The sequence below is a fragment of the uncultured Sneathiella sp. genome, from assembly GCF_963976355.1.
Taxonomy (GTDB): domain Bacteria; phylum Pseudomonadota; class Alphaproteobacteria; order Sneathiellales; family Sneathiellaceae; genus Sneathiella.
The window spans coordinates 45244-64500 of sequence record NZ_CAXBKA010000006.1 but is presented as its reverse complement, the minus strand read 5'-3'; the positions used below and the strand labels follow the sequence as shown (position 1 = coordinate 64500).

Below are 19257 nucleotides of genomic sequence, written 5' to 3'. Positions count from 1 at the left end.
GAGTAGGCCAAATGACAGAGCAATTAAAACATTATATCGGCGGACAGTATGTTTCCGGTAAATCCGGGCGTTTCAGCCCTGTGTATAATCCGAGCACGGGGGAGAGAAAAGCGGATGTTCCGCTGGCGACCGAAGCTGAAGTAGGCGAGGCAATTGCCAACAGCCTCGCAGCATTCCCGGAATGGGCAGACACATCCCCGATTACGCGTGCACGGGTGATGTTCAAGTTCAAGCAGCTGGTTGAAGATAATATCGAAGATCTGGCCGCACTGCTTTCGAGTGAGCATGGCAAGGTTCATTCCGATGCGAAGGGCTCGATTATTCGCGGCCTTGAGGTTGTCGAGTTTGCCTGTGGCATTCCGCATTTATTGAAAGGTGAGTTTTCGGACAACGTCTCTTCCGGTATTGACATGTATTCCATGCGCAAACCGCTCGGTGTTGTCGCCGGTATTACACCTTTTAATTTTCCGGCCATGGTCCCCATGTGGATGTTCGCCGTCGCAATTGCCTGCGGCAACACATTTATTCTGAAACCGTCGGAGAAGGACCCCTCTCTTCCTATGCGGCTTGCAGAATTGATGCTCGAAGCAGGTGCACCAAAAGGTGTTCTTAATGTCGTAAATGGTGACAAACTTGCTGTGGATACCATTCTCGACGATCCGCGTATCAAGGCGGTAAGCTTCGTTGGCTCCACGCCAATCGCGAAATATGTATACTCCCGCGCGGCTGCGGCGGGAAAACGGGTTCAGGCTATGGGCGGCGCCAAAAATCATATGCTTGTCATGCCGGATGCAGATATGGATAAGGCCGTAGATGCGCTGATTGGTGCGGGATATGGCTCAGCGGGTGAACGCTGCATGGCCATCTCTGTTGCGGTTGCCGTCGGCGATGCCGGTGATGAACTTGTTGAGCGGTTGGCACCTCAGGTGCGCGGCCTGAAAGTCGGTCCAAGTGCTGCCGATGGTGATATGGGACCGCTGGTGACCAAAGAGCATCTGGAAAAAGTAAAAGGCTATGTGGACCTCGGCATCAAGGAAGGGGCTGATCTGGTTGTTGACGGCCGCGACCTGACACTGCAGGGATATGAAAACGGCTTCTATATGGGCGGCTGTTTGTTTGACAATGTTGAAACAGACATGCGGATATATAAAGAGGAAATCTTTGGTCCGGTTCTTTCTGTTGTCCGCGCACCGACATTCAATGATGCCATTGAAATGGTTGACAAACATGAATTCGGTAATGGTACATCAATTTTCACTCGTAATGGTGATGTTGCCCGGGCTTTCTCCAATAATGTCGAGATTGGTATGGTTGGTGTAAATGTCCCGATACCGGTTCCGCTGGCCTTCCATAGTTTCGGCGGGTGGAAAAATTCCGCCTTTGGAGATCACAATCAGCATGGGCCTGAAGGTGTGCGCTTTTATACCAAGGTAAAGACGGTTACTTCCCGCTGGCCCGACAGCATCAAGGCGGGCGCTGAGTTCATTATGCCAACACATAAATAAAATTCAATATTAGCTCCGACACATCGGTGTCGGAGTATTAAATTTCGGGGAGTTTACTATGGCCAGAATTGGTTTTGTGGGTGTCGGAAACATGGGCGGGCCGATGGCCCTTAACCTCTTGAATGCCGGGCATTCAGTGAAGGTTTTTGATCTGTCGGCGGATGCCGTGGCAACCTGTGTGGCAAAAGGCGCGGAAGCGGCAGAATCCGCTACTGATGCCGCTAAGAATGTAGGCATTGTTGTCAGTATGCTGCCGAAGGGAGATCACGTCCGATCGGTTTATCTGGGTGACGATGGATTGTTGTCTGCTGCTGATCCGGGAACGCTTTTCATCGATTGCTCAACAATTGATGTGGCGACGGCCCGGGATGTCGAAAAGGCTGCTGCGGCAGCTGGTATGAGTATGGTCGATGCACCTGTGAGCGGCGGTGTCGGTGGTGCTGCCGCAGGAACATTGACGTTTATGGTCGGTGGCGGCAAAGGCGCTTTTGAAGCGGCCAAACCAATCCTGGAGGCAATGGGTGCAAATATTGTTCATACAGGTGGCCCTGGTAATGGACAAGCGGCCAAGATCTGTAACAACATGATCCTTGGTATTTCCATGATTGGCGTGTGCGAGGCTTTCGTGCTGGCTGAAAAGCTCGGATTGGAACATCAGACGATGTTCGATATTGTGTCTACTGCTTCCGGCCAATGCTGGTCTTTGACGAGCTATTGCCCTGTCCCCGGGCCGGTTCCGGCGAGCCCGGCGAACAACGGATACAAGCCCGGATTCTCTGCGCAGAACATGCTGAAGGATTTGCATCTCAGCCAGGATGCAGCGAACGGCTTCGGCGCTTCTACTGAGCTTGGAAAGGCGGCGATGGAAATGTATGAATCCTATGTCGGTGGCGAGGGAGAAAAGGCGGATTTCTCTGGCATCGTGAATATGATCCGGAAAAAGTGACTCTGACAGCCGTCGACGAGATTGTTACGATTTCGGGCGTGCGGATTGAAACTCGTATTATAGGAGATTTCGATCCGCAAAAGCCCGTTCTCATATTTTTGCATGAAGGTCTCGGCTGTGTAGCGCTCTGGCGAGATTTTCCTGAGCGGCTATGTGAGAGACTTGGCCTCTCAGGGCTGGTTTATAGCCGGGCCGGGTACGGGGGATCGGACCCTTGTGAACTGCCCCGACCGTTGGACTATATGGAGTGCGAAGCTAAGCGCACTCTCCCGCATCTGATTGAACATTTCGGCATCTCGCGATTTTGCCTTGTCGGCCATTCTGACGGTGCGTCTATTGCTTTGATATATTCAGGGCTGACCAGTTTGCCTGCGCCGGAAGCTATGATCGTAATGGCGCCGCATGTGTTTTGTGAAGACATTTCAATTAGAGGAATAGAGACGGCCCAGCGTCTTTATGAGGCAGGCGATTTACGGGTAAAGCTGGAAAAATTCCATGGAAGTAATACAGAATGCGCTTTTTATGGTTGGCATGATGCCTGGCTCAATCCACGGTTCAGGGATTGGAACATTGAAAAGTTTCTTCCCGGGATAGCTGCTCCGGCACTCGCGATACAAGGTCTGAGCGATAACTTCGGAACAGTTGCACAGATCGAATCCATCGAGAATGCGGTCGCGGGACCATTCGAGAAGTTTTTTCTCAGCGATTGCGGTCATAATCCGTGGCAGGAAAAACCGCAGGATGTGCTGCTTCGAATAGAAACATTCATTGCTCGTCATCTACAGTCAAAATGATCTGAAATATATAGTGTCAGCGGAATATTGCTTGCGATCCTGGGCTAATTGATCGACTAATATTCTATGGGTATTCAAATCTCCGACAATATGCGCGGAGCGGCATTCATGACGATAAGTGTGGCCGCTTTTGTCGTTAACGATACAACAATGAAACTGCTTGCTGATCACCTCAGCATTTTCCAGGCTATCTTTCTACGCGGTATCTTCACGAGCCTGCTGCTGGCTGTATTTTGCCTTTACAAGGGGAATCTTCTCTATCGTATTCCCAAGGGAGATCGGGGTCTCGTCTGTCTTCGATTGATCGGAGAAGTCGGCGGCGCGGTCTTTTATCTCTCCGCTCTGTTCCATATGCCCATTGCCAACGCGACGGCTATCTTACAGGCGCTCCCGCTTGCGGTAACATTGGCGGCGGCAATTTTCCTCTCCGAAGCTGTTGGGTGGCGACGTTATCTGGCCATTACGGCGGGGTTTATTGGCGTTTTGATGATTGTGCGTCCCGGGTCGGACGGGTTCAATGAGTTCTCAATCTACGCCATCATCGCAGTGTTTTTCGTAGTACTGCGGGATTTGTCGACCCGGCGGTTGTCAGTGGGCGTGCCGTCGCTCTTCGTCTCCTTACTGACATCGATTTCAGTCATGGTTGTCGGGGCGGTGCTGTCAATGACAATGGAATGGCGACCGGTTACGGTCGAAGCTGGTGGACTGCTCGCCATGGCGGCCTTCTTTGTTATTTTCGGTTATCTGTTCAGTATCATGGCCATGCGCGTCGGAGATATCAGCTTCACCTCTCCGTTTAGGTATACAATCCTGATCTGGGCCATCCTGCTGGGTTTTATCGTCTTTGGCGATATTCCGGATCAATGGACAATCTTTGGCAGTATTATTATTGTCGGAAGTGGAGTTTATACATTCTACCGGGAGAGGAACCTGTTTCGTCAGGCAAACAGGAAGCCGGACATTGATGCCATGGAAGAGGGGTAGCGATGGAAGAACTTGTCAAGCGCCGGGATGTTGACGGCATTTCGATCTTGAGCTTTAATCGTCCAAAAGCGCTGAATGCCCTCAGCCCATCTCTTTTTGTAGAATTACATGAACATGTTAAAGCTCTTGCCAGTCAAACCGATGAAATAGGGTGCGTTATCCTGAAGGGAGAGGGGCGTTCCTTTTCCGCAGGAAATGACCTGAAGGCAATGCAGGCTGGAGAAGAGGCGCCGCATCCCCGATTTCAGGCTGAAACCATCGAAATGATCGAGAATCTGCCGCAGCCGGTCATTGCGGAGGTTGCCGGCCATTGTTACACCGGTGCGCTAGAGTTGGTTCTCGCGTGCGATTTAATGATTTGCGGCGAAAGTGCAAAGTTTGCAGACACGCATGGAAAATGGGCGTTAACGCCGCTCTGGGGGATGAGCCAGCGGCTTCCGCGCCGGATAGGGGTGCTGAACGCCAAGGAAATGATGTTTACTGGACGGGTCGTGTCCGGGGCTGAAGCGTTTGAAATCGGGCTTGTGAATAAATGCGTACCGGATAGCCTGCTGTCGGAAGAGGCCTTAAAGATGGCCCGCGATATTACAGCAAACTCCTGGTATACATTGCGGGCAGACAAGATGCTGGTGAACAAGGGGCAGGACTACGGTCTGAAAGATGGATTGCAGTTTGAATGCGAGAACAGTCCTGGCCGTGCAAAAGGCGATGACGAACGTCTTTCAGCTTTCAAAAAAGGGTAACATCGGACGAACAGTCTTCGGTGCGCGTTTTAGAGTCGACGGTCTCCTTTAAGAATTTCCGCAATCCAGAGCCCGTATTGCTGCTGGTCATTTGACGCTGCAAGAGAGGCAAGTCCGTCATCCGCCGCCTCCACGGAGAGCTGAACCCCGCGGCGTTGATTGATCAGATCGACGAGAAAGGGCAGGGTATGTTCCGGGTGTGGCTGGAGCGAAAAGCAGGTCGGAGAATATTTCAGACCCGCATGCAGACAAAAATCAGATGTCAGCCACACGTCCGTATTTTTTGGCGGGGTGATGACCTGATCCTGATGAAAAGCCAGCAGATTTGCCTCCGAATTATTTGCAATATCCGCATATGTAACGCGTCCGACGCACCAGCCGCCGGAGAATTTTTCAACCTTTCCGCCCATGGCTTGCGCCATGATCTGATGGCCGAAACATACCCCTACAGTTGGCTGGCCACTTGCGACTAATTTACGGATAAAAACTTCCAGCGGCTTTATCCAGTCGAAATCTTCATAGACACCATGTTTGGAGCCGGTGATAACCCATGCGTCACATTCCAGCGGGTGCTTTGGTAGCTTTCCTTTAATAGCGGGATAAACAACATAGTCAAACGGCTCTTGCTTAAAGAGGTCCATGAACATTTCCGGATACTCACCATATTTTACGCCGAGCGACCCACCAAGACGCCCTGTCTGGATTATCCCGACAGTGGTTTTCCTCTCCAGATCAGCGGACATTTCAGGCGGATTTCCTTTCGACACTGACAGCGCAGAATTTAACTTCCGCGATTTTGCCGAAAGGGTCAAGCGCATCATTCGTTAGGAGGTTAACGGCCGCTTCCGCATAGCAGAAAGGGATAAAAATCATGCCATTCTGCACGCCGCCATCCGCGCGGACACGAATATCTATTTCGCCGCGGCGCGAGCGTACAGTCACAATATCACCAGGTTTCGCATCCAACTGCTCCATCATGCTTGGGGCCATGTGAACGATCGGTTCGGGTTCCACCGCATCGAGTACTTCTGAACGACGCGTCATTGAACCTGTATGCCAATGTTCCAGCAGGCGGCCCGTGGTCAGAACGATCGGATAGTCTCTGTCCGGAACCTCGTCCGGGGAGATCAGGCTTGCCGGTACGAATTTACCTAGGCCATTCGCGGTCGGGAATCTCTCGGTGAAGATCAGCGGTTGACCGGGGTCTTCAGGACTTTCACATGGATAGATTACTGAGTTTTGTGCTTCCAGCCTGTCCCAACTTAAACCCCGGATACTGTCCATGACCTGAGTCATTTCCGTAAAGACATCTTTTGGGTGGCTATAATGCCAGTCAAGCCCTAGGCGCCGTGCAATTTCCTGTATGATCCAGAGGTCCTGCCGCGCATCTCCCGGCATGGGAACAGCAACTCTGCCCATCTGCACCTGGCGATTGGTGTTTGTCACGGTGCCATCCTTCTCCGGCCATGCGGAGGCCGGCAGGACTACATCCGCATAAGCTGCTGTCTCCGTCAGGAACAGGTCCTGCACGACGAGATGGTCAAGCATCGAGAGGGCTTCGCGTGCATGTGTGACGTTGGGGTCCGACATTGCCGGATTCTCACCCATGATATACATTGCATTGATGCTCCCCCGGTGTATCGCCTCGGTGATCTCGACGACGGTCAGGCCTTTCTCGGGCTGTATCTCGGCACCCCAGAATTTCTCAAACTTCGTCCGGATGACAGGATCTTCAACAGACTGATAATCGGGCAGAAACATGGGAATCAATGCCACATCCGAGGCGCCCTGAACATTATTCTGTCCACGCAAGGGATGCAGGCCCGTACCGGGACGTCCGACCTGGCCGGTCATTAGGGAGAGGCTGATCAGACAGCGCGAATTATCTGTGCCATGTACATGTTGGCTTATTCCCATTCCCCAGAATATAATTGCTGCTTTCGCCTTGGCGAAAACATGAGCCACCTCGCGGATCATCGCGGGATCAATGCCCGTTGTCTCGGCCATGGCTTCGGGGCTGAAGCCGACCAGATGTGCTTTCAGTTCTTCAAAATTTTCGGTGTGGTCGCGAATATAGCTTTCATCGGTCAGCCCGTCTTCGATTATAACATGCATGATGGAGTTGAGAAGGGCGACATCCGTTCCCGGCTTTTCCTGCAGCATATAAGTGGCATGTCGTGACAGGGACTGTCCGCGTGGGTCGATGACAATCAGCTTACTGCCTTTTTTAATCGCATTCTTGAAGAACGTTGCGGCGACAGGATGGTTGACCGTGGGGTTGGATCCGATGACCATGATGACGTCCGCATTCTCCGCCTCGTTAAACGGGGCCGAGACAGCGCCGGAGCCGACAGTTTCCAGCAAGGCGGCGACTGAGGACGCATGACAGAGCCGGGTGCAATGATCGACATTGTTCGTTCCGAAGCCAGTGCGGACTAGTTTCTGGAAGAGGTAAGCTTCCTCGTTTGACCCCTTGGCGGAACCGAAGCCGGCCAAAGCGTTACCGCCTTTGGTATCTCTGACTTTTATCAATCCGCTTGCCGCAACCTCTAACGCCTCATCCCAGCTTGCTTCACGAAAATGAGTGAAGGGATTTGCCGGGTCAAGATCGGCGACATCCGCCTTGGCGATACCCTCCTTGCGGATAAGCGGTACTGTCAGGCGCTCCGGGTTATGAATATAATCAAAGCCAAAGCGGCCCTTGATGCAAAGCCGTTCCTCATTGGCGGGGCCATCACGCCCATCGGCAAAGAGGATTTTGTTGTCACGCACCTTGAATGTCAGTTGACAGCCGACACCGCAGAACGGGCATATGCTGTCAACTTCACGATCGATACGGTGATCCCCGACAACAGATTTTTCGAGCAAGGCACCTGTGGGGCAGGCCTGCACGCATTCACCGCAGCCAACGCATGTGCTGTCCCCCATAGGATCATCGAAATCGAAGACGATCTTGGAATGGACGCCACGACCGGCCATACCGATCACATCGTTTACCTGGACATCGCGACAGGCACGGACACAAAGATTGCAGTTGATGCAGGCATCGAGATTGACGGCCATGGCCGGATGGGAGAGATCATTCGTCGGCATCTCACGCGGAATAAACCGGCTATCCGATATATCTTGCTGATCCGCCATTTTCCAGAAATGACTCTCCGAATCATAGGATGTTTCGCGGTCAGGCTGATCCGCGATCAGGAGCTCCATGACCATCTTGCGTGACTTCTCGGCGCGCTTCGTCGCGGTGTGCACCTTCATGCCTTCGGTCGGCTTACGAATGCAACTGGCGGCCAGAACGCGCTCGCCCTCGATTTCGACCATGCAGGCCCGGCAGTTCCCGTCTGCCGCAAAACCGATACGGTCCGCGTGACAAAGATGAGGGATCAACGTACCTTCGCGTTTGGCGATATCCCAGATGGATTGTCCGGCCTCTGCCGTGACCATCTTGCCGTCCAGCTCGAAAGCGACGTGATCGCTCATTGCACCTCCTCCGGAAAATGTTTGAGGATTGACATCAGTCCGTTTGGAGCGGCCTGTCCAAGTCCGCAGATAGAGGCATCGCGCATGACGGCGCTCAACTCTTCCAGCAGGCCTGAATCCCATTCATCATTCTGCATTATTTTCAGCGCCTTTTCCGTGCCGGCACGGCAGGGCGTGCATTGTCCGCAGCTTTCATCCTCGAAAAAGCGCATCAAATTCCGGGCGACCATTTTGAGGTCGTCCTGATCTGAAATCACAATGACAGCCGCGGAGCCGATAAAACAGCCGTGCTTCTCCAAAGTACCAAAATCAAGCGGAATATCCGCCATGGATGCAGGCAGTAAACCACCTGATGCGCCGCCGGGAAGATACGCCCGGAATTTATGCCCCGGCTTCATGCCGCCGCCATATTCTTCAATCAGTTCCGCGGCCGTAATTCCGGCGGGTGTAATATAAACTCCCGGTTTGTTGACATGACCGGAGAGGGAAAAACTTCGAAACCCTTTACTGCCATTGCGCCCGCCTTCCTTGAACCAGTTAGCGCCTTTGCGAATAATATACGGTAACCAGTAAAGGGTTTCCACGTTATTTATGAGAGTCGGGCGTCCGAACAAGCCGACATGAGCCGGGAAAGGGGGCTTGTGTCGGGGCAGCGCGCGTTTGCCTTCGATGCTTTCCAGCATTGCGCTTTCCTCGCCGCAGATATAGGCGCCAGCGCCGCGCCGCAAATATATCGCTTTCCCACCATTGAGGTTTTCTTCAGACAGGACTCCGATACAATCTGTCAGAATCTTTGCGGTTTCAGGATATTCGTCCCGCAGGAAAATATAAATCGCCTCGGCCTCGACTATTTCTGCGGCGATAAGCATTCCTTCCAGAAACTGAAAGGGATTGCTGTTCATAAAATACCGGTCCTTGAACGTACCGGGTTCACTCTCGTCCGCATTTACGGCCATATAACGCGGCCCCGGAACGGACAGAACGGAATTGAGCTTCATGGCATGCGGGAAACCAGCGCCCCCAAGACCTCGATGGCCGCTATCACCTAATATCTCGATTATGTTAGAGGCCGTCAGTTTTCCGCTGCGAAGACTTTCGATGGTTGTGAAGCCTTCCGCACCTTTATAATTTTCAAATGTATTGAATGAAGGAATATCAAGCGGTGCATTCCGCTTCTCGTCTTCCAATGCGGTATCGACAGTCTCCTGCGTTGCATTGCCGACATAGCGGTCTTTTATGCGCACTACGGGGGCTTTTTCACAGCGACCCATGCAGGCGCCATGGGTAACGCGGACATTGGCGCCGTATTTAACCGCAAGCGTACTTTTCAGGGCCATCGATCCCACCATTTCGCAAGTTAGGCTGTCGCAGACCTTGATTGTCAGAGCCGCAGGCGTTGTGTCACTTTCCTTGACAACAGTGAAGTTGTGATAAAAGGTTGCGACCTCATATACTTCAGTCAAGGCAAGACGCATTTCATCCGCTAGTGCCGTCAGATGAGCCTCAGACAGATATCCATAGGTATCCTGGATTAAATGCAGATGTTCAATCAATAAGTCGGGCTGCCGAGAACGACGCCCGAGAAGCGCCGCAACTTCGCGGGCGGCAACCGGGTCAACCTGACGGCCCTTTTTTTGATAGCGCGCTTTCCGCCCACCTTTACCGGGCGCCTTTGGAACGGCAAATGTCGACTTTCCTGTTGTCAATTCTGGGTTCCTCCGGAGTTAAATATTTCTGCTTAATTGCCGTATATGTCGTCATCATTTACGACGATTAATTCAACGACACTTGCAATGATTAATTGCTTGCCAGCATGTTCAAAATTTACCGTGACACGATCCGCAACAGAAGACTGAACCTGACCGATACCCCAGCACGGTTGCTGTGGATGACGAACATATTGACCTGGTGAAAACTGGGCTAGCATGATTTTTCTCTTAACATGTCAGACTGGATTGTTGCATATTCACTTTAGCAAATTGTCGTGCAGGCGACAAAGGTTGTTCCTTTTTGTAATGTTCTGAATGTATTGGATTCCGGTGATAATATGATTGATCTGAAACTCGCGTCTTTAATGAGTTCCAAACTCTGCCATGATGTCATCGGCCCAATTGGCGCCATTTGCAATGGCACCGAGCTCGTTGCAGATGATGGCAATGAGGATATGCGGGCAGAAGCCCTCAAGCTGATAAGTGAAAGCGCGGGTGAGGCCTCGGCCCGGCTTCAATTCTACAGGCTTGCATTTGGTCTCGCCGGCAGTATGGGGCAGGATATTTCATTGCGAGACGCCCGCAATCTCAGCCGTGACCTCATGTCTTTCGGAAAAGTCAAGCTTGACTGGCCGGATGAGGCTGGCAGCATAGAAATGCTACCAAAAGATGTAGTGAAGATTCTCTGTAATTTGCTGGTTGTTGCTGCCGGAGCTTTACCGCGGGGAGGCGAACTGAAGGTCACAGGCGATGTCTCTAAGGGGGGCTGGTCCTTTAACTTTCGCGCAGAAGGAATGCGAGCGCTCCTTCGAGAAGACGTAACCCATATTCTGCAAAACGGTTATAACGAGGCAGAACTGACGGCCCAGAATGTCGGGGTACAGTATCTTATGGCTCTTTGCGAGAATAATAAGGCGAACCTCGTTATTCAGGAAATGGATGACGATCACGTGAGCCTCTCCGTCCGTTCCGGTTAAATGGATCGGTGGTCCATATTGTCGGCCATAAAAATTGCTAGATGCTCGGCAAAAGAAAAATGAATATACTGAAATCCTCATCAGGATAAAAATGGCGTAAAACTGCTCTCTCTGTAACCGCTTGTTAACCTATATCCGGCATTCTGTATCTGAAAATATCAGGGTAATTACGTTCCCGGATATCATGCAACGTTACGGAAAGTATGCGGTTAAATGGATGATCTTCTGAGCGAGTTTCTCACGGAAACCAACGAAAGCATAGGCATTGTTGACACGTCACTCATTGTTTTGGAACAGGACCCGAGCGATGAAAGTCATATCGGAAATATTTTTCGCCTCGTCCATACAATCAAAGGGACATGTGGCTTTCTAGGGCTTCCAAGACTTGAGGCAGTGGCCCATGCCGGGGAAAATGTTCTTGGTAAAATCCGTGACAAGGAACTGACCGTCACTGCTGACGTTGTTACGATTATTCTGGAAGCCATGGATGTCATTAAGGACATTCTTGCCACGATTGAAGAAACCGAGGAAGAGCCCGCAGGAGATGATGCTGACCTAATTGCCCGGTTGAACGCAGTCGCCTTCGGCACGGCATCTGCTCCCGTTGAAGAGGCGCCGGTCAAGGAAGAAGAAAGTATTCCAGAGGGCAGTGTCTCCGAAGAGGAGCTGGAAGCGGCGTTTCAGGCCGCAGAAGGTCCGGATGATGAACCAAGCTCAGGCGAGGTATCCCTCGAAGAGCTTGAGGCTGCTTTCCAGGCCGCAGAAGGCCCGGACGATATGCCTGAGCCTGTTGCTGAAGCAAAACCGCTGGTTAAGGACGGAGAGACGAAACCGGTAGCAGAGAAATCATCTAAAGAAAAAGCATCGAAGGAGTCGAGCATTGCAAATCAGAGCATTCGGGTGAATGTCCAGATGCTCGAAAACCTGATGACGATGGTAAGTGAACTCGTACTCACAAGAAATCAGCTTCTGCAGATGGTCCGTGGTATGGATGACAACGAATTCACGGTACCGCTTCAGCGTCTAAGCCATGTGACAACAGAGTTGCAGGAAGGGCTGATGAAAACCCGTATGCAGCCAATCGGGAACGCCTGGTCTAAACTGCCGCGCATTGTTCGCGATTTGAGCCAAGATCTTGACAAGAAAATTGATCTGGTTATGCGTGGAGCCGAAACGGAACTCGATCGCCAGGTGTTGGAGTTGATCAAGGACCCGTTGACACACATGGTGCGTAACTCCGCTGATCATGGATTGGAAATGCCTGCGGATCGTGTTGCAAACGGCAAGAATGAGACCGGCAAGATTGTTCTTGAGGCTTTCCATGAAGGCGGTCATATCATCATCAAGATTACCGATGACGGTCGCGGTCTGAACGGAGAAAAGATCAAGAAAAAAGTCATTGAAAACGGACTGGCAAGCGAAGCCGAACTTGAGGGCATGAGCAAGCAGCAGATCCAGAATTTCATCATGCGGGCGGGGTTCTCGACGGCCGAGAAGGTGACAAACGTCTCCGGCCGAGGTGTCGGGATGGATGTCGTCCGTTCGAACATCGAGAAAATCGGAGGAACGATTGCGCTGACATCGGAAGAAGGGGAAGGATCGACCTTTACCATCAAGATTCCGTTGACACTCGCCATCGTTTCCGCATTGATTGTTGAGTGTTGTGGCGAGCGCTTTGCGATCCCGCAAACAAGCGTTTTGGAGCTTGTCCGGGCATCGACCAACAGCAGCAGTGACCACACCATCGAAATGATCAATGAGTCACCTGTCCTGCGGTTGCGTGATCAACTACTTCCATTGTTGCATCTCAATGACATCATGCGACTGGAAACCGCCGCAGATGAAGTTGCAGATCAAAGCACGGTCAAAGGGGCAGAAGAATTTATCGTCGTCATTCAGGTCGCAAGTTTTGTTTTTGGCATCGTTGTTGACCGGGTTTTCGATACTGAAGAGATCGTCGTCAAACCGATAGCGCCAATTCTCAAGAACCTATCTATTTTCTCGGGGAATACGATCCTTGGGGATGGCAGCGTTATCATGATCCTGGATCCAAATGGCGTTGCTGCAATGGCTGGTGATGCCGCCGTAAGCGCTGACAATTCCGAGAAGGATGAAGCCAAGCTAAGCCAGCTGCAAGACGAGAAAACGGCTCTACTTGTTTTTCGGGCAGGTGGGAAGGATCCGAAGGCTGTGCCTCTGTCGCTGGTTGCCCGACTCGAAGAAATTGATGTTGATACGATTGAAGACACCAATGGCAAGAAGGTTGTTCAATACCGCGGCCAGTTGATGCCGCTGACAACAATTGACGACAGCGTAAGCATTGTCGAAGAAGGCCGCCAACCGGTCCTGGTTTTCAGCGATCAGGATCGCACCATGGGTCTCGTTGTCGATGAAATCGTTGATATTGTTGAAGACACCCTTGATGTCGAAATGATGTCTGACCGTGAAGGTTTCGTGGGAAGCGCGGTTATCCGCGATAAAGCAACGGATATCGTCGATGTCGGGTATTGCCTGCAAAAATGCTTCGGAAGCTGGTTTGGCGCGCAGGAAACACGTCCATTCGGTCAAGGAAACGAAAAGCAGAAAGTTTTGCTGGTCGATGATAGCCCATTCTTCCGCAACATGCTTGTGCCCCTGCTCAAAACGGCCGGTTACGCTGTCACGACCGCCGAAAATGGTATCGACGCTCTCGAAAAACGCGATCACGGCGAGCATTTCGATATCATTATTAGCGATATTGAAATGCCGGAAATGGATGGTTTCACCTTTGCTGAAAAGGTGAAGGGTGACGAGAGGTGGCATGAAACGCCGATTGTGGCGCTGTCATCCCATACGACACCTGGCGATTTTGATCGTGGCCGTGCGGTCGGTTTCTCCGATTACATTGCAAAATTCGACAGGGATTCATTGATGTCGGCGCTCACGCAGACTCTCAAAGCAAGTGGAAGTGCAAAATGACGATCAGTAACATGCAGGAATATGTGACGATTTTAATCGCGGACCAGCTCTTCGGTATCCCGGTTCTTGAAGTGCACGACGTCCTTCGGGATCTTAAGCTGACCAAAATTCCTCTTGCCCCGGCGGAAGTTGCCGGTGCCCTTAACCTTCGCGGACGGATCGTGACCGCGATTGATGTGCGCAAAAGGCTCGGTCTATCCCAGCTAGAGCAGGAAGACGGCGGCATGAGTATTGTCGTTGAGCATCATGGTGAACCCTACAGCCTGATGATTGACAGTGTGGGAGAGGTGCTCACCCTGGACGTAAATGATTTACAGCCGACACCGGTAACCTTGAATGCCCGCTGGAAGGAGATTTCCGGCGGTGTCTATCGCCTTGAAGATAAATTGCTTGTTGTTCTGCAGATCGAGCGGCTGCTCGATTTTGGCGGCAATTCGACAATCGCAGCATAAGAAACGGAGAAAGTTGATGCCATCCTGTTTGATTGTAGATGATTCCAAAGTCGTTCGCATGGTTGCCAGAAGGATATTGGAAGACATGAGCTTTGGAATCCTGGAAGCGGAGGATGGCAAAGGCGCACTCACGACCTGTCAGGAGAAAATGCCTGATGTTATTTTGCTCGACTGGAACATGCCAGTTATGAACGGTATCGATTTTCTACGGACTTTGCGGGGTACGGAAAATGGTGAACAGCCCATCGTGATCTTTTGCACCACCGAGAATGACATGGCCCATATTCGCGAGGCCATCTCTGCCGGTGCAAACGAATATATTATGAAGCCCTTTGACCGGGCGATTATCGAAGCAAAATTCTCGCAGGTGGGAGTTATCTAGGTGATCCAGGCCGAAACTATTGCGCAAAGTCCGAAGAGCGCATCCGGTGACCCCTACCGGGTGATGATCGTCGATGACTCAGCCGTTATTCGAGGGTTCTTGTCACGGTGGCTGGACGCGGAAGCGGATATACATGTCGTCGCTCTTGCCAGCAATGGCGCCATGGCACTACGAGAATTTGAGCGGGCAAAGCCGGAACTTGTTATTTTGGACATTGAAATGCCAGAGATGGACGGGTTGACGGCCCTGCCCAAGCTAGTATCTCTCGATCCGGATGTGCAGGTCATCATGGCGTCGACCCTGACTCGCCGTAATGCTGATGTCAGCCTGAAGGCACTGTCTATGGGCGCCGCCGATTATATAGCAAAGCCTGAATCGACCCGTGTAGCCGATGATAAGGAAAATTTTCAGCGTGGCCTTTTAGAAAAAGTCAGGGCGCTGGGATCAACGAGGCGATCCCGGGATAAAGCTGCCGGTAAGGTTGTTTCCCGTCCGGCCATCGTGCCGCAACAGCGGGAACACAAGGCATCGCTTGTTGCCGCAAAAACGCCGGCAACTGTGCGGCAGATTTCAAGAATTCCCCAGATAAAGGCAATTGCAATCGGGGCGTCGACAGGCGGGCCGCAAGCGCTTTTCAAGTTGTTGGCCGGGCTAAAGGACAAAATAAACCTTCCCATTTTTATTACTCAGCATATGCCGGCGACCTTTACGACTATCCTGGCCGAACATCTGACTAAGATTTATGGCAAAGATTGCCTTGAGGCGATAGATGGCGAGAAGGTTCAGGATAATCGGGTTTATGTTGCGCCTGGAAACTGGCATTTGACTGTCAGTGGTCAGGTTGGAAATACTATTATTAAATTAAATCAGGAAGCGCCGGAAAATTATTGTCGCCCGTCTGTTGATCCAATGCTGCGGAGCCTGCAGTCCGTGTATGGCACGCATGTATTGACAACCATTCTAACGGGGATGGGGCATGATGGTTTGGAAGGCTGCAGAAAACTTGCGGAGTCAGGAGCAGTGGTGATCGGTCAGGATGAAGAAACAAGTGTTGTATGGGGAATGCCGGGGGCGGTTGCGTCCGCTGGTCTATGCACAAATATTCTGCCTTTACAGAGAATCTCTGGCGCAATCGAGAATTTCGTCAATGGGAGGCCCGCATGAATAGCCAGGATTTCCAGCTTTTCGGTGATATAGTCCGGAAACGTTCCGGCTTGGTGCTGACGGAAGAAAAAGTCTACCTGCTTGAAAGCAGGCTTGTTCCGCTTGCGCGCAGACGCGGCCTTGAAAGCCTTGAAGCTTTGGCCGAAGAAGTGCGCCGGACGAATGATGAGCGTTTGTTAAATGAGATCACGGAGGCGATGACCACCAACGAAACGTTCTTTTTCCGTGATACCAAGCCGTTCGATATCTTTCGGTCGGTTATTCTGCCGCAACTCATTCAGTCGCGGGCCGCAAAAAAGAGTTTGCGGATCTGGACGGCGGCATGCTCGACAGGGCAGGAGCCCTATTCCATTGCGATGCTGCTCAAAGAAGAAGCAGCAAAAATGGCGGGATGGCGTGTCGAGATTTTGGCGACGGATATTTCAAACGAGGTGCTTGAGAAAGCGAAAGCGGGTCTGTATTCGCAATTTGAGGTCCAGCGCGGTTTGCCAATCCAGCTTTTGATGAAGCATTTCCAGCAGGTCGGCGAGATGTGGCAGATCGACAGCTCCATTCGCGCCATGGTGAAATTCCAGCCTAAAAACCTCCTCGAGGATTTGGGCGGTATGGGGCAGTTCGATGTTGTGTTCTGCCGCAATGTGCTGATCTACTTCGATCAGGCGACGAAAGGGAAAGTTCTGAACCAGGTTCACAACATTCTGGCAGATGACGGTGCTCTCTTTCTGGGCGGTGCAGAGACTGTCCTTGGCATCTGTGATAGCTTTAAGCCGATTGAAGGCCAGCGCGGCGTCTATACGTCAGCTAAAGGCGGGATAATGGCGGCGGCGAGCTGATAAGCGCGTCGTCTTTAAATTTCTCTATAACTTCTCAACAAAATAAACCCCGCAGTATTTTAAGTACCGCGGGGTTTATTTTGGCTTCTTGTCTTGATAGCTGGGTTAGCTTGCCTTGGCTTGTACGTTCTCGTCAGGGTCCCGTAGGACATAGCCGCGGCCCCAGACAGTTTCAATGTAATTATCTCCGTTGGTGGCTGCCGCCAGTTTTTTGCGCAGCTTGCAAACGAAGACGTCGATGATTTTGAGTTCCGGCTCGTCCATGCCACCATAAAGATGGTTGAGGAACATTTCTTTTGTCAGCGTTGTGCCCTTCCGCAGGCTCAACAATTCCAGCATGCCATATTCCTTGCCGGTGAGATGCAGCCGCTGGCCGCTGACTTCCACAGACTTGGAATCCAGATTGACGGTCAGCTTGCCTGTCTGGATTGTCGATTGTGCATGCCCCTTGGAGCGGCGGACAATCGCATGGATACGTGCGACAAGTTCATCTTTATTAAAAGGTTTGGTCAGATAATCATCCGCACCGAACCCCAAACCCTTAACTTTATCATCGGGTTCGGACATGCCGGACAATATCAGAATGGGGGTTGAGACCTTGGCTGTCCGAAGCTTTTTAAGAACTTCATAGCCAGACATATCAGGCAGGCCCAAATCCAGGATAATAATGTCATAATCGTAGAGTTTACCGAGATCGACCCCTTCTTCTCCAAGGTCGGTTGTGTAAACATTAAGGCCCTCTGCGCTGAGCATCAATTCGATGCCACGTGCCATTGAGCTGTCGTCTTCAATCAATAATACCCGCATAAATCACCTCCTGTACGCAACTATTATTAATAACTTAACTTAACAAATAGTTAAAATAAAAGATAAAAATTAACTATCTTTGTTAACCCGGGTAAACAGCATTTACGAAACTTTAAAAGGTATAAGTCAAAATGGGTTTTACAGGTCGAGGCAAGTTGCAAAAACTGAAAACCCGGAGCGTCATTCGTGCAAGATATAATTTCCGAAATCAGCAGAGTTCCCACATCGCAATTCTATGGTCGCGTTGCTGCAATCCAAGGGCTGTTGGTTGAAATCGGGGGCATTCAAAGACGCCTGAGTATTGGCAGCCGGGTTAATCTGCGGTCCCGGGATGGCGGGAACGTAAAATGCGAGGTTGTTGGCTTTCGAAATGATCGCGCATTGCTTATGCCCTTTGCGGCGCTGGAAGGCGTTGGCATTGGCTGCAAAGCGGAAATCGCGGAACGTGATCCCGTTATTTTTCCGAATGAAAGCTGGCTTGGCCGTGTCGTGAATGCGATGGGAGAACCCATTGATGGTGGCCCTCCTTTAAGTGCGGGAAGCGCCGCCATTCCTTTCAGGAATACGCCGCCGCCTGCCCATGCACGTCAGCGCGTTGGCGAGAAAATTGATCTGGGCGTAAGGGCTCTGAACACATTTGTTACCTGTTGCCGCGGACAGCGGATGGGTATTTTCTCCGGTTCCGGTGTCGGTAAATCCGTCCTGTTCTCCATGCTGGCCCGCAATACGGCGGCGGACGTCAATGTGATCGGACTTATCGGGGAGCGGGGGCGCGAAGTTCAGGAATTTATTAAAGACGACCTTGGTGAAGAAGGTCTGAAAAGAAGCGTCGTTGTCGTGGCTACCTCTGATGAATCCGCGCTTATGCGTCGGCAGGCGGCCTATCTGACCTTATCCCTTGCGGAATATTTTCGGGATAAGGAGCGCGAGGTGCTCTGTCTCATGGACAGTGTTACACGCTTTGCCATGGCACAGCGGGACATTGGGCTCTCTGGCGGAGAACCCCCGACCAGCAAGGGTTATACACCAACAGTTTTCAGCGAACTTCCGAAACTGTTGGAACGGGCGGGACCGGGTTCAGGAAAAGGGAGCATTACGGGGCTCTTCACTGTCCTCGTCGAGGGAGATGACCATAATGAGCCCGTGGCCGATGCCGTTCGCGGTATTCTGGATGGTCATATTGTCATGGAGCGGCAGATTGCTGAACGCGGCCGGTATCCGGCTATTAATGTTCTCAAGTCCATTTCGCGCACTATGCCCGGATGTAATAGCGAAGATGAGAATATTCTTATCTCGAAAGCCAGGCAGTATCTCTCTACCTATGATGATATGGCGGAAATGATCCGGCTCGGCGCGTATCGACCGGGCACCGATCCGCAGGTGGATGAGGCAATTCACTTCTTCCCGCTACTTGAAGAGTTTATGAGCCAGAACAAAAAAGAACGAACAAGTTTGCCGGAATGCTATGCGACCCTTTCCGAAATTCTTGAACAGCAGATAGAATTTGAATCCGCTTAACT

Annotated in this window: 17 protein-coding genes; 12 read left to right on the top strand and 5 right to left on the bottom strand. The window is 51.5% G+C overall.

Annotation, left to right across the window (positions count from 1 at the left end):
• The first annotated feature begins 11 nt into the window (after window positions 1-11).
• The 5 genes from AAC599_RS14255 (at window position 12) to AAC599_RS14235 (ending at window position 4972) form a co-directional block, all read left to right on the top strand.
• Window positions 12-1505 carry a CoA-acylating methylmalonate-semialdehyde dehydrogenase gene (locus AAC599_RS14255; RefSeq protein ID WP_340151071.1) on the top strand — a complete coding sequence of 498 codons (1494 nt, stop codon included), beginning with the start codon at window positions 12-14 and terminating at the stop codon, window positions 1503-1505.
• Between the two features lie 58 nt (window positions 1506-1563).
• Window positions 1564-2451 (top strand): 3-hydroxyisobutyrate dehydrogenase, encoded by an 888-nt coding sequence (gene mmsB, locus AAC599_RS14250; RefSeq protein WP_340151070.1) that lies wholly within the window; start codon window positions 1564-1566, stop codon window positions 2449-2451.
• Window positions 2448-3245 carry an alpha/beta hydrolase gene (locus tag AAC599_RS14245; RefSeq protein ID WP_340151069.1) on the top strand — a complete coding sequence of 266 codons (798 nt, stop codon included), beginning with the start codon at window positions 2448-2450 and terminating at the stop codon, window positions 3243-3245. Before mmsB ends, AAC599_RS14245 begins: the two co-directional genes overlap by 4 nt.
• A gap of 66 nt (window positions 3246-3311) precedes the next feature.
• Complete coding sequence (locus AAC599_RS14240; RefSeq protein ID WP_340151068.1) at window positions 3312-4229, top strand: DMT family transporter; 918 nt, start codon at window positions 3312-3314, stop codon at window positions 4227-4229.
• A 2-nt stretch (window positions 4230-4231) separates the two neighbouring features.
• Window positions 4232-4972 carry an enoyl-CoA hydratase/isomerase family protein gene (locus AAC599_RS14235; RefSeq protein ID WP_340151067.1) on the top strand — a complete coding sequence of 247 codons (741 nt, stop codon included), beginning with the start codon at window positions 4232-4234 and terminating at the stop codon, window positions 4970-4972.
• Between the two features lie 29 nt (window positions 4973-5001).
• On the opposite strand, the gene AAC599_RS14230 is transcribed toward AAC599_RS14235, so the two are convergent.
• From AAC599_RS14230 to AAC599_RS14215, 4 genes are read right to left on the bottom strand one after another with little or no spacing between them, the layout of a single operon-like run.
• Complete coding sequence (locus tag AAC599_RS14230) at window positions 5002-5715, bottom strand: type 1 glutamine amidotransferase (RefSeq protein ID WP_340151066.1); 714 nt, start codon at window positions 5713-5715, stop codon at window positions 5002-5004.
• Between the two features lies 1 nt (window position 5716).
• Window positions 5717-8455 (bottom strand): formate dehydrogenase subunit alpha, encoded by a 2739-nt coding sequence (gene fdhF / locus AAC599_RS14225; RefSeq protein ID WP_340151065.1) that lies wholly within the window; start codon window positions 8453-8455, stop codon window positions 5717-5719.
• Window positions 8452-10161, bottom strand: coding sequence for an NAD(P)H-dependent oxidoreductase subunit E (locus tag AAC599_RS14220; protein ID WP_340151064.1), 1710 nt, complete (start codon window positions 10159-10161; stop codon window positions 8452-8454). Before AAC599_RS14220 ends, fdhF begins: the two co-directional genes overlap by 4 nt.
• A gap of 32 nt (window positions 10162-10193) precedes the next feature.
• Window positions 10194-10382: a DUF3553 domain-containing protein gene (locus AAC599_RS14215; RefSeq protein WP_340151063.1), complete on the bottom strand. Its 189-nt coding sequence runs from the start codon at window positions 10380-10382 to the stop codon at window positions 10194-10196.
• Window positions 10383-10502: 120 nt separating this feature from the next.
• Between AAC599_RS14215 and AAC599_RS14210 the strand changes: the two genes are divergently transcribed.
• The 6 genes from AAC599_RS14210 (at window position 10503) to AAC599_RS14185 (ending at window position 16930) form a co-directional block, all read left to right on the top strand.
• Window positions 10503-11141 (top strand): histidine phosphotransferase family protein, encoded by a 639-nt coding sequence (locus AAC599_RS14210; RefSeq protein ID WP_340151062.1) that lies wholly within the window; start codon window positions 10503-10505, stop codon window positions 11139-11141.
• A 213-nt stretch (window positions 11142-11354) separates the two neighbouring features.
• The gene (locus AAC599_RS14205; protein WP_340151061.1) at window positions 11355-14099 is read left to right on the top strand and encodes a chemotaxis protein CheW; all 2745 of its coding nucleotides are present in this window, start codon (window positions 11355-11357) and stop codon (window positions 14097-14099) included.
• Complete coding sequence (locus AAC599_RS14200) at window positions 14096-14551, top strand: chemotaxis protein CheW (RefSeq protein ID WP_340151060.1); 456 nt, start codon at window positions 14096-14098, stop codon at window positions 14549-14551. The genes AAC599_RS14205 and AAC599_RS14200 overlap by 4 nt, the downstream gene beginning before the upstream one ends.
• 16 nt (window positions 14552-14567) lie before the next feature.
• Window positions 14568-14933: a response regulator gene (locus AAC599_RS14195; RefSeq protein ID WP_293960576.1), complete on the top strand. Its 366-nt coding sequence runs from the start codon at window positions 14568-14570 to the stop codon at window positions 14931-14933.
• A complete protein-coding gene (locus tag AAC599_RS14190; protein WP_340151059.1) occupies window positions 14934-16097 on the top strand; it encodes a chemotaxis response regulator protein-glutamate methylesterase in 1164 nt (387 codons plus the stop codon).
• On the top strand, window positions 16094-16930 hold the full coding sequence (locus AAC599_RS14185; RefSeq protein ID WP_340151058.1) for a protein-glutamate O-methyltransferase: 837 nt from the start codon (window positions 16094-16096) through the stop codon (window positions 16928-16930). Before AAC599_RS14190 ends, AAC599_RS14185 begins: the two co-directional genes overlap by 4 nt.
• Before the next feature lie 105 nt (window positions 16931-17035).
• Here the strand turns inward: AAC599_RS14185 and AAC599_RS14180 are convergent, their stop codons facing one another.
• Window positions 17036-17737: a response regulator transcription factor gene (locus tag AAC599_RS14180; protein ID WP_293960570.1), complete on the bottom strand. Its 702-nt coding sequence runs from the start codon at window positions 17735-17737 to the stop codon at window positions 17036-17038.
• Window positions 17738-17923: 186 nt separating this feature from the next.
• Here AAC599_RS14180 and fliI point away from each other — a divergent pair, with 186 nt between their 5' ends.
• Window positions 17924-19255 (top strand): flagellar protein export ATPase FliI, encoded by a 1332-nt coding sequence (fliI, locus tag AAC599_RS14175; protein ID WP_340151057.1) that lies wholly within the window; start codon window positions 17924-17926, stop codon window positions 19253-19255.
• The last annotated feature ends 2 nt before the right edge of the window (window positions 19256-19257 follow it).

Excerpts from the sequence above, each read along its gene's own strand:
- AAC599_RS14205 (WP_340151061.1), top strand. The coding sequence starts at position 11,355 with ATGGATGATCTTCTGAGCGAGTTTCTCACGGAAACCAACGAAAGCATA.
- AAC599_RS14200 (WP_340151060.1), top strand. The coding sequence starts at position 14,096 with ATGACGATCAGTAACATGCAGGAATATGTGACGATTTTAATCGCGGAC.
- AAC599_RS14185 (WP_340151058.1), top strand. The coding sequence starts at position 16,094 with ATGAATAGCCAGGATTTCCAGCTTTTCGGTGATATAGTCCGGAAACGT.
- AAC599_RS14235 (WP_340151067.1), top strand. The coding sequence starts at position 4,232 with ATGGAAGAACTTGTCAAGCGCCGGGATGTTGACGGCATTTCGATCTTG.
- AAC599_RS14255 (WP_340151071.1), top strand. The coding sequence starts at position 12 with ATGACAGAGCAATTAAAACATTATATCGGCGGACAGTATGTTTCCGGT.
- AAC599_RS14195 (WP_293960576.1), top strand. The coding sequence starts at position 14,568 with ATGCCATCCTGTTTGATTGTAGATGATTCCAAAGTCGTTCGCATGGTT.
- AAC599_RS14215 (WP_340151063.1), bottom strand. The coding sequence starts at position 10,382 with ATGCTAGCCCAGTTTTCACCAGGTCAATATGTTCGTCATCCACAGCAA.
- AAC599_RS14210 (WP_340151062.1), top strand. The coding sequence starts at position 10,503 with ATGATTGATCTGAAACTCGCGTCTTTAATGAGTTCCAAACTCTGCCAT.
- AAC599_RS14240 (WP_340151068.1), top strand. The coding sequence starts at position 3,312 with ATGGGTATTCAAATCTCCGACAATATGCGCGGAGCGGCATTCATGACG.
- mmsB (WP_340151070.1), top strand. The coding sequence starts at position 1,564 with ATGGCCAGAATTGGTTTTGTGGGTGTCGGAAACATGGGCGGGCCGATG.
- AAC599_RS14230 (WP_340151066.1), bottom strand. The coding sequence starts at position 5,715 with ATGTCCGCTGATCTGGAGAGGAAAACCACTGTCGGGATAATCCAGACA.
- AAC599_RS14180 (WP_293960570.1), bottom strand. The coding sequence starts at position 17,737 with ATGCGGGTATTATTGATTGAAGACGACAGCTCAATGGCACGTGGCATC.
- fdhF (WP_340151065.1), bottom strand. The coding sequence starts at position 8,455 with ATGAGCGATCACGTCGCTTTCGAGCTGGACGGCAAGATGGTCACGGCA.